The organism is Streptomyces sp. NPDC055099 (genome assembly GCF_053607685.1).
Map to the genome: position 1 here is coordinate 17,495 of NZ_JBSGUA010000001.1, position 10,178 is coordinate 27,672.

The 10,178-nt window shown below is 70.7% G+C and carries 9 protein-coding genes; 4 read left to right on the forward strand and 5 right to left on the reverse strand.

Annotated features, from left to right (window positions below; translation table 11 throughout):
• Nucleotides 1–185: 185 nt before the first annotated feature.
• The gene (locus ACWFRU_RS00080) at nt 186–1,109 is read left to right on the forward strand and encodes a carbohydrate kinase family protein (protein WP_453683489.1); all 924 of its coding nucleotides are present in this window, start codon (nt 186–188) and stop codon (nt 1,107–1,109) included.
• 54 nt (nt 1,110–1,163) lie between these two features.
• Here the strand turns inward: ACWFRU_RS00080 and ACWFRU_RS00085 are convergent, their stop codons facing one another.
• A complete protein-coding gene (locus ACWFRU_RS00085) occupies nt 1,164–2,018 on the reverse strand; it encodes a helix-turn-helix domain-containing protein (RefSeq protein WP_453683490.1) in 855 nt (284 codons plus the stop codon).
• A gap of 102 nt (nt 2,019–2,120) precedes the next feature.
• On the opposite strand from ACWFRU_RS00085, the gene ACWFRU_RS00090 reads away from it, so the two are divergent.
• Entirely contained in the window at nt 2,121–2,720 is a 600-nt protein-coding gene (locus tag ACWFRU_RS00090) for a YceI family protein (protein ID WP_453683491.1), read from the forward strand.
• A gap of 32 nt (nt 2,721–2,752) precedes the next feature.
• Here ACWFRU_RS00090 and ACWFRU_RS00095 read toward each other — a convergent pair whose 3' ends face one another.
• Both ACWFRU_RS00095 and uvrA read right to left on the reverse strand, forming a co-directional pair.
• Nucleotides 2,753–3,517: a crotonase/enoyl-CoA hydratase family protein gene (locus ACWFRU_RS00095; protein WP_453683492.1), complete on the reverse strand. Its 765-nt coding sequence runs from the start codon at nt 3,515–3,517 to the stop codon at nt 2,753–2,755.
• Nucleotides 3,518–3,647: 130 nt separating this feature from the next.
• The gene (gene uvrA, locus ACWFRU_RS00100) at nt 3,648–6,692 is read right to left on the reverse strand and encodes an excinuclease ABC subunit UvrA (RefSeq protein ID WP_453683493.1); all 3,045 of its coding nucleotides are present in this window, start codon (nt 6,690–6,692) and stop codon (nt 3,648–3,650) included.
• 223 nt (nt 6,693–6,915) lie between these two features.
• On the opposite strand from uvrA, the gene ACWFRU_RS00105 reads away from it, so the two are divergent.
• Both ACWFRU_RS00105 and ACWFRU_RS00110 read left to right on the forward strand, forming a co-directional pair.
• Nucleotides 6,916–7,641 (forward strand): maleylpyruvate isomerase family mycothiol-dependent enzyme, encoded by a 726-nt coding sequence (locus ACWFRU_RS00105; protein ID WP_453683494.1) that lies wholly within the window; start codon nt 6,916–6,918, stop codon nt 7,639–7,641.
• Nucleotides 7,642–7,651: 10 nt separating this feature from the next.
• Entirely contained in the window at nt 7,652–8,308 is a 657-nt protein-coding gene (locus ACWFRU_RS00110; protein ID WP_453683495.1) for an MBL fold metallo-hydrolase, read from the forward strand.
• A 19-nt stretch (nt 8,309–8,327) separates the two neighbouring features.
• Here ACWFRU_RS00110 and aroQ read toward each other — a convergent pair whose 3' ends face one another.
• Both aroQ and ACWFRU_RS00120 read right to left on the reverse strand, forming a co-directional pair.
• Nucleotides 8,328–8,789, reverse strand: a complete 462-nt coding sequence (gene aroQ, locus ACWFRU_RS00115; RefSeq protein ID WP_453683496.1) for a type II 3-dehydroquinate dehydratase — start codon at nt 8,787–8,789, stop codon at nt 8,328–8,330.
• A gap of 95 nt (nt 8,790–8,884) precedes the next feature.
• Entirely contained in the window at nt 8,885–9,982 is a 1,098-nt protein-coding gene (locus ACWFRU_RS00120; protein WP_453683497.1) for a calcium:proton antiporter, read from the reverse strand.
• Nucleotides 9,983–10,178: the final 196 nt, after the last annotated feature.

Here is a 10,178-nt window from a genome sequence, read left to right on the forward strand (position 1 = left end):
CACAGGTCAGGCGCTTCGGTGACGGATCAGACCATACCGGTGGGGTGCCGCCTGCCCGCGTTGGGCGCGACCGTGCCCGAGTGCCGCCCGTACCGGGCCACGGCCGCCGGGACGGCCTAGCCTGTGGCGAAAGCCGGGCAGTCGCCGCCGCAGAGCCGTGATCGCAGAGCCGAGAGGAACCACCCGTGATAGTCGTCGCAGGAGAGGCCCTGATCGACCTCGTCCCGCAGAGCCCCGCCGACGCCGGCCTGCCCGTGCTCGCCCCTCGGCTCGGCGGCGGTCCGTACAACACCGCGATCGCCCTCGGCCGTCTCGGCTCCCCCGTCTCCTTCTGCTCGCGGATCTCGACGGACGCGTTCGGCGACGCGCTGGTCGACGCGCTGCGGACCGCGGGCGTCGAGGTGTCGTACGTCCAGCGGGGCGCCGAGCCGACCACCCTCGCCGTCGCCTCGATCGGCGCGGACGGGTCCGCCGGCTACTCCTTCTACGTCGAGGGCACGGCCGACCGGCTCTTCACGGCTCCGGAGCGGCTTCCCGACGCCGTACGCGCGGTCTCGTTCGGCACCTGCTCGCTCGTCCTGGAACCGGGCGCGAGCGCGTACGAGGAGCTGATGCGCCGGGAGTCGGCGCGGGGTGTCTTCACGGCACTTGACCCGAACATCCGGGCTGGTCTGATCCCGGACGCGGACGCCTACCGGGCCCGGTTCAAGAGCTGGCTGCCGTCGGTCTCGCTGCTGAAGCTGTCGGAGGACGACGCGGAGTGGCTCGGCGGCACGCCGCGCGAGTGGCTGGCGTCCGGGCCCGGCGCGGTGGTGGTGACGCGGGGCGGCGAAGGTCTCACCGTGTTCACGCGGGACGGCGGGGAGTGGTCGGTGCCGGGTGAGGCGGTCGACGTCGTGGACACCATCGGCGCGGGCGACACCGTCAACGCGTCGCTGCTGCACGGGCTTCACGCGCGGGACGCGCTGTCCGTGGACTCCCTTTCCGCTCTCGGCGCCGACAGTTGGGGCGAGGTCCTGCGCTTCGCGGCGCGCGCGGCGGCGGTCACCGTGTCCCGCGCGGGCGCGGAGCCTCCGTACGCCGAGGAGTTGGGGCGAGGGCTGGGGTGACGGCTGAGGTGAGTGCTGGGGTGACGGCTGAGGTGACGGCTGAGGTGAGGGCTCTCAGCCGGTCACCGCGCGCAGGGCGCCCGGCCGGCGGCCGTTGAGGCGGTCGAGGGCGGCCGCCGTGGCCTCATCGGCGGGCAGGTGCACGACCAGGCGCTGAGCGTCGGCCTCCGGCAGCGTCAGCGTCTCGTACGACAGCCGCAGCGTCCCGGCCTCCGGGTGCGTCATGCGTTCGATGCCGCTGGCCCTGGGCAGCCGCGGCACGGCCGCCATGCGGTCGGCGAACGGCGCGCCGGCCATGACGGTCAGCTCGTCGGCGAAGCCCTCGGCGTGCCGGTCGCTGAGCAGGGACCCGGCCCGGAGCGTGGCGATCTGCTCGTCGGCGACGCCGTCCCACTCGGGGTAGGCGGCGCGGGCCCGCTCGTCGGTGAACAGGAATCGGATGAGGTTGGGCTGCTCGTCGTCGAGGAGGCCGACGGCCCCCATGAGCCGCTCGTAGCCCGAGGTGTACGCGAGGACGTCGCCGAGCCGGTTCAGCAGGACGGCGGGGGCCGGCTCCAGGCGGTCGACGAGCGCCCGCACGGTGGGGCGCACCGACCGGGACGGCACGCTCGCCGTCGGGCAGCAAGGGTCGCCGATTGTCTCCTTCTCCAGGCGGCGCAGGTGGAAGCGCTCCTCCATGGACAGCCGCAGGGCGTCCGCGAGCGCCCCCATCACCTGCGGGGACGGGCGCCGGTCCCGGCCCTGTTCGAGCCGCGCCAGGTACTCGACGCTGACCCCGGCGAGCGTGGCGACCTCGGAGCGGCGCAGGCCCGGCGTGCGGCGCCGGGGTCCGGTGGGGAGCCCGACTTCGGCGGGCGTGACCGCCTCGCGGCAGGTGCGCAGGAAGATGCCGAGCTCGTTGTCGCTCACCGGCCGAACGTACCAGCAGCCGCCGGACCGGATCGTGGCCCTGTCACTACCAGTCTTGGCTCGGCCTTCCTCGCCCGTGGGCGGCCTCGCATGGTGGACGGCATGACTTCCGACACGAGCACCGTGACTTCCGAGACGAGCACCGCCCCCGCGACGACCGCGCTTCCCCTCCCCGCCGGGAGCTGGGAGATCGACCCCTTCCACTCCGCCGTCAACTTCACCATCCGCCACCTCGGAATCTCCAAGGTGCGGGGCCGCTTCAGCGAGGTGACCGCCGCTCTGGAGGTGGGCGAGAGCGCCGAGACCTCATCCGTGACGGCGACCATCGCGCTCGCCTCGATCGACACGGGCAACAAGGACCGCGACGCACATGTGAGGGCTCCCGACCTGCTGGACGTCGAGCGCCGCCCCACGATGACTTTCCGTTCGACGCGCGTCGTCGGCGAGGGCGACGAGTGGACCATGGAGGGCGAGTTGACCATCGGTGACGTGACGAGGCCGATCTCCCTCGCCGTCGAGTTCGGCGGGCTCCAGGCGTTTCCGGGCGACCCCCGGCGCCATGCGGGGTTCGAGGCGACCGGCGAGATCAAGCGCAGCGACTACGGCCTCGACTTCGGCGCCGGGATGCTCGGCGACGTGGTGAGGATCCAGCTGGACATGCAGTTCCTGGAGCCCGCCGGGGCCGCGACGCCGCAGGGCTGAGGCAGTGCCGCGCGACAGGGCCGCGGTGGGGCTCAGTCGTCCGTGAACGCGCCGTGCCGGCCCGCCCCGGCGGCGAACCTGGCGGCGCCGTCCGCCGCCTCGGTGAGGGATCGCAGGCCGTGGCGCAGTTCGCCTGCCATCGCCTCTTCCTCCGTCAGGCCGCCCTGTTCCCGCACGGAGAGCCGGTCGCCTCGCAGACAGGTCTGGGGGAACGCGGCGATCTCCGCGGCGAGGCGTTCGGCGGCGGCACGGGAGGTGCCCGCCGGCACGGTCCGGTTGACCAGGCCCATCGCGAGCGCCTCCGCCGCGGGAACGGGGCGGCCGGTGAGCACCAGGTCCATGGCCCGGCTCTCGCCGATGAGCCGGGGCAGCCGCACCGTACCGCCGTCGATGAGCGGGACGCCCCAGCGGCGGCAGAAGACTCCGAGTACGGCGTCGTCGTCGGCGACCCGCAGATCGCACCAGAGGGCGAGTTCCAGGCCTCCGGCGACCGCGTGGCCGGAGATCGCGGCGATGACCGGCTTGGACAGACACATGCGGGTCGGGCCCATGGGCCCGTCGCCCTTCTCCGTCACCTCGTTCCCGGCCGGTGTCCCGATGGCCTTGAGGTCGGCTCCGGCGCAGAAGGTGCCGCCCTCGCCCCACAGCACGGCGACGGCGGCCTCGGGATCGGCGTCGAAGTCCCGGAACTCGTCGGCGAGGGCCCGGGCGGTGGGCCCGTCGACGGCGTTGCGCACATCGGGCCGTGACAGCACGATCGTGGTGACGGGACCTTGGCGTTCGATGCGTACGGTCATGCCGACAAGACGAACACGCGAACGGGCCGCCGGACAAGGGAACTTGTCCGGCGGCCCGTGCCGTCGCCCCAAAGGGGCGCGGGGAACTGCGCGATCAGCCACAGCGGACCCGGAGATCCGCACGGCTGCCTCAGGCCTTACGAGCCCTGGTCGCCTTCTTAGGGGCAGCCTTCGCCGGAGCGGCCTTCTTCGGAGCCGCCTTCTTGGCAGTGGCCTTCTTGGCCGCGGTGGTCTTGGCCGCGGTGGTCTTGGCCGTGGCCTTCGCCGCCGTCGACTTCTTCACCGCCGAGGAGACGACCCGCTTACGCCCCTGCGAGGCCCCGTCACTGATCCGGTCCGCCGCGAGGATGTCCCGCAGGAACTTGCCCGTGTGGCTCGTCGGGACTCCGGCGACCTCCTCGGGCGTGCCCTCGGCGACGACCAGACCGCCGCCGTTGCCGCCCTCCGGGCCCATGTCGACGACCCAGTCCGCGGTCTTGATGACGTCGAGGTTGTGCTCGATGACGATGACCGTGTTGCCCTTGTCGACCAGGCCGGACAGGACCGTGATCAGCTTGCTGATGTCCTCGAAGTGCAGACCGGTGGTCGGCTCGTCCAGGACGTAGACCGTCCGGCCCGTCGAGCGCTTCTGGAGCTCGGAGGCCAGCTTCACGCGCTGGGCCTCGCCTCCGGAGAGCGTCGGCGCGGACTGACCGAGCCTGACGTACCCCAGACCCACGTCGTTGAGCGTGCGCAGGTGGCGGGAGATGGCCGGCACGGCCTCGAAGAAGTCGAGCGCTTCCTCGATCGGCATGTCCAGGACCTGGGCGATGGACTTGCCCTTGTAGTGGACGTCCAGCGTCTCGCGGTTGTAGCGCGCCCCGTGGCAGACCTCGCAGGGGACGTACACATCCGGCAGGAAGTTCATCTCGATCTTGATCGTGCCGTCGCCGGAGCAGTTCTCGCAGCGACCGCCCTTGACGTTGAAGGAGAAGCGGCCGGGCAGATAGCCCCGGACCTTCGCCTCCATCGTCTCCGCGAACAGCCGGCGGACGTGGTCGAAGACTCCGGTGTACGTCGCCGGGTTCGACCGCGGGGTGCGGCCGATGGGCGACTGGTCGACGTGCACGACCTTGTCGACGAGGTCGTCGCCGTCCACGCGCGTGTGCCGTCCGGGGACGGACCGGGCGCCGTTCAGCTCGCGCGCCAGGTGCGTGTAGAGGATGTCGTTGACCAGGGTCGACTTGCCAGAGCCCGAGACACCCGTGACGGCGGTGAGGACGCCGAGCGGGAAGGAGACGTCGATGTCCTGGAGGTTGTTCTCCCGGGCGCCGTGCACCGTGAGCTGACGGGTGGGGTCCGCGGGGCGGCGCACGTCCGGCACCGGGATGGACCGCTTGCCCGACAGATACTGCCCGGTGATCGACTTGTCGTTGGAAAGGAGCTCCTTCATGGAGCCGCTGTGCACGACCTTTCCGCCGTGCTCGCCCGCGCCGGGGCCGATGTCGACGACCCAGTCGGCGACCTTGATGGTGTCCTCGTCGTGCTCGACGACGATGAGCGTGTTGCCCATGTCGCGCAGGCGCACGAGGGTCTCGATCAGGCGGTGGTTGTCGCGCTGGTGCAGGCCGATGGACGGCTCGTCCAATACGTACAGGACACCGACCAGGCCCGAGCCGATCTGCGTGGCCAGGCGGATGCGCTGGGCCTCGCCTCCGGAGAGGGTGCCCGCCGCGCGGTTCAGCGAGAGGTAGTCCAGGCCGACGTCGACCAGGAAGCGCAGCCGTTCGTTGACCTCCTTCAGGACGCGCTCGGCGATCTTCTTGTCGCGGGCGCCCAGCTTCAGCTCGGCGAGGAAGTCCGCGCAGTCACTGATGGACATCGCCGAGACCTCGGCGATGGACTTCCCCATGACCGAGACGGCCAGGACGATCGGCTTGAGACGCGTGCCCTCACAGGTGGGGCAGGGCACCTCGCGCATGTACCCCTCGAAGCGCTCGCGGCTCGCGTCGCTCTCGGCCTCGCTGTGGCGGCGCTTGACGAAGGGGACGGCGCCTTCGAAGGCGGTCGTGTAGACCCGCTCGCGGCCGTACCGGTTGCGGTAGCGGACCTCGATCTGCGTCTTGTGGCCGTTCAGGAGGGCCTTCTTGGCGCGCTGCGGGAGTCCGGCCCAGGGCATGTCGGTGGAGAAGCCGAGGGCGTCGGCGAGGGCTCCGACGAGCCTGCCGAAGTACTCCTTGGTGTGGCCGTGCGACCAGGGGTGGATGGCGCCCTCGTCGAGCGACTTGTCCTCGTCCGGGACGATCAGCTCGGGGTCGACCTCCATGCGCGTGCCGATGCCGGTGCAGTCCGGGCAGGCGCCGAAGGGCGAGTTGAAGGAGAAGGAGCGGGGCTCCAGCTCCTCGAACGACAGGTCGTCGTACGGGCAGTAGAGGTGCTCCGAGTACATGCGCTCGCGCTCGGGGTCGTCCTCGGGGAGGTCGACGAAGTCGAGCACGACCATGCCGCCCGCGAGGCCGAGCGCGGTCTCCACGGAGTCGGTCAGGCGGCGCTTGGCGGAGTCCTTCACCGTGAGGCGGTCGATGACCACCTCGATGGTGTGCTTCTCCTGCTTCTTCAGCGTGGGCGGCTCGGAGAGCTGGATCGTCTCGCCGTCGACCCGGGCGCGGCTGTAGCCCTTGGTCTGGAGGTCGGCGAAGAGGTCGACGAACTCGCCCTTGCGCTCGCGCACCAGCGGCGAGAGGACCTGGAAGCGGCTGCCCTCGGGCAGCTCCAGGACCTTGTCGACGATGGCCTGCGGCGACTGCCGGGAGATGGGACGGCCGCACTCGGGGCAGTGCGGCTTGCCGATGCGCGCGAAGAGCAGGCGGAGGTAGTCGTAGACCTCGGTGATGGTGCCGACCGTGGAGCGCGGGTTGCGCGAGGTCGACTTCTGGTCGATGGAGACCGCGGGCGAGAGGCCCTCGATGAAGTCGACGTCCGGCTTGTCCATCTGACCGAGGAACTGCCGGGCGTACGAGGACAGCGATTCCACGTACCGCCGCTGGCCCTCGGCGAAGATCGTGTCGAACGCGAGCGAGGACTTGCCCGACCCGGAGAGCCCGGTGAAGACGATGAGGGAGTCACGCGGGAGGTCGAGCGAGACGTTCTTGAGATTGTGCTCGCGCGCGCCACGGACGATGAGACGGTCGGCCACGCCGGTCCGCACCTTTCTTGAGAGAAGTGACAGGGGCGGGACCCCCGTCATTCACAGACTAGGGCGAGCCACTGACAACGCCGGGGCGGTTGCCCTGGTTGATAACAAACCCGGACCACCAAGAATGCCCGATGCCGCACTCGACCATATAGCACGTGCATTCGATTTGCGGTGCCGCTCCGACGCCTTCACCCGAACGTGTGGCGCGACTATCGTCGGCAGCATGATTGATCATGTGCGCGACCTGGCGTCTGTACGTGACGCGACCGACCGGCTGCTCACCGCAGCCGCGAAACTGAACAACGATTCGACCGCCGAGCCGTCACGGCTGCCGGGCTGGACCCGCGGCCATGTCCTCGCTCACATCGCCCGTAACGCGGACGCGCTCGTCAATGTGCTGGCCGGACGGCCCATGTACGTCAGTGGTGACGCACGCGACAACGACATCGAGCGTGACGCGCCCCGGCCGCTGACCGAGCAGCTCGTGGACGTACGCGAGTCCGCGCAGCGTTTCGAGGCCGCCGGCACGATCCCCGCCGACTGGTCCCGCACCGTGGAGCTGCGCAACGGCGTCACGGACTCGGCGGCGAACATCCCCTTCCGGCGATGGATCGAGGTCGAGCTGCACCACGTGGACCTGGGGATCGGCTACGAGCTGGAGGACCTCTCGGAGGAGTTCACCCAGCGGGAGATCAACTTCCTGACCGCCCGGTTCCGTAAGGCCCCGGGTCTGCCCGCGCTGCTCATCAAGCAGGACGACGGCCGGGGACTTTATACGGGGGCGATCGAGGGCGCCTCCCTGGAGCAGATCAAGAGCGGCTGGGAGCCTCCCGTCGACATCACCGTCACGGGGCGTCAGGCAGACATCCTCGGCTGGCTCGCCGGCCGTCGTGACGGCTCCGCGCTGACGGCCGAAGGCGGCCTCCTGCCCTCCCTGCCCCCGCTATAGGCTGAGAGACATGACGTACAGCGGAGCAGTGAAGGTCGGCGGCGGTGCGGACGTGCACGAGCTGCAGGACCTGATGATCTCGAAGGTCGCGGTCGGCCCGATGGACAACAACGCCTATCTGCTGCGCTGCCGCGCCACGGACGAACAGCTCCTGATCGACGCGGCGAACGACGCCGCGACGCTGCTCACGCTGATCGGTGACGACGGCATCACGTCCGTCGTCACCACCCATCAGCACGGCGACCACTGGCAGGCGCTCGCCGCGGTCGTGGAGGCCACCGGTGCCCGGACCTACGCGGGCCGCGAGGACGTCGACGGCATCCCCGTGCCCACGGACATCCCGCTCGCGGACGGCGACACCGTGAACGTCGGGCACGTCTCCCTCACCGCGCGCCACCTGGTGGGCCACACGCCGGGCTCGATCGCCCTCGTGTACGACGACCCGCACGGCCACCCGCACGTCTTCACCGGCGACTGCCTCTTCCCCGGCGGCATCGGCAACACGCACCAGGACCCGAAGGCCTTCGCGAGCCTGCTGCACGACGTCGAGACGAAGATCTTCGGCACGCTGCCCGACGAGACCTGGGTCTACCCCGGCCACGGCGGCGACACGACGCTGGGCGCCGAGCGCCCGCACCTGGCCGAGTGGCGCCGACGAGGCTGGTGAACCGCGTACGCCGACGTGGCTAGGCCGCGTAGAGCAGGGCTGCCACCCGCTCCACCGCGAACACGTAGCCCTGTACGCCGCACCCCGCGATGACCCCGTCGGCGCGCTGGGAGACGTACGAGTGGTGCCGGAACGCCTCGCGCTGATGGATGTTGGAGATGTGGACCTCCAACACCGGCATGCCGTCACAGGTGTTGAGCGCGTCCAGGATCGCCACTGAGGTGTGCGAGTAGGCGGCAGGGTTGATGACGATGCCCGCGTGGTGCTCGCGCGCCTCGTGGATCCAGTCCACCAACTGACCCTCGTGGTTGCTCTGCCGCAGGTCCACGGTGCCGCCGTGCGCGGCCGCCGCCTTGGCGCACAGCGCCTCGACGTCGGCGAGGGTGTCCGATCCGTAGATCTCGGGCTGGCGCTGACCGAGCAGGTTCAGGTTGGGGCCGTTCAGGATCATGATCGGTGCGTTGGCAAGAGTGCGCGTCATGGCGTCAGGGTACTGAGGGACGCTTCCCCGCCTCCGCACGCCCCCGTAACGCCCGTCACGGTGGGTAGTTGGCGGTGGCCGGTGTCCCCGCCCCGTCACGGCGTGACCGCGAGCTCCAGGTACGCCGCGAACAGCACCAGGTGGACGCCGCCCTGCAGCAGGGTGGCGCGCCCCGGCACGACCGTGAGCGTGCCGACGATCACGGTGAGCGCCAGGAGCACCATGTGGGTCGGTCCGAGTCCGAGCACCAGCGGCCCGGAGAGCCAGACGGAGGCGACCGCGACGGCCGGGATGGTCAGGCCGATGCTGGCCATCGCGGACCCGAGGGCGAGGTTGAGGCTGGTCTGCACCCGGTCGCGGCGGGTGGCGCGGACGGCCGCGATGGTCTCCGGCAGCAGCACGAGCAGCGCGATGATCACGCCGACCACGGCGTGCGGCATGCCGGCGTTCTCCACTCCGGACTCGATGGTCGGCGAGACGCCCTTGGCGAGGCCGACCACACCGATCAGGGCGAGAGCGAGCAGGCCGATGCTGATCATGGCGGCGCGGGTGGACGGCCCCGCGTCGTCCTCGGAGTCGATCACCTCGCCCTTGCGGGTGATCGGCAGGAAGTACTCGCGGTGGCGCACGGTCTGTGTGGCCACGAACAGGCCGTACAGGACGAGCGAGGCGAGGGCGGCGAAGGTGAGCTGCGCCGTGGAGAACTCCGGGCCCTGCTTGGTCGTGGTGAAGGTCGGCAGGACCAGGCTGAGGGTGGCGAGTGTGGCGACGGTCGCGAGGGCGGCGCCGGTCCCCTCGGACTGGAAGATGGCGACACGGTGGCGCAGCGCGCCCACGAGGAGGCACAGGCCGATGATGCCGTTGCAGGTGATCATCACGGCGGCGAACACGGTGTCGCGGGCCAGCGTCGCGCTCTTGTCGCCGCCATCGGCCATGAGGGTGACGATCAGCGCGACCTCGATGATCGTCACGGCGACCGCGAGGACGAGGGAGCCGAACGGTTCGCCGACGCGGTGCGCGATCACCTCGGCGTGGTGCACGGCGGCGAGCACGGCACCGGCGAGCACCAGCGTCACCACGGCCACGACGACGCCCGGCAGATCGCGTCCCCAGGTGAAGGCGAGCAGTACGACGGCGAGGACCGGTACGGCCGCGGTCCACTGAGTGGCGAATGCCCGGAGCCGAGTGATCATGTCTCCGATGCTGCACCGGGCTCCGGGGCCCCGCTACTTCAGTTCCGCGCTCCCCCGCGGCGTCCGCGCCGCTCTCGCGCGACAAAGGGAGTGGCGGGGGGGGGGGGGGGCCCGGGCCCCCCCGCGGTAAGACATAGGTGGGAGGTGTTTGTATCAATTTGTTAGAGGGAGGGCGAGGGGGAGGGCAGGGGGGGGA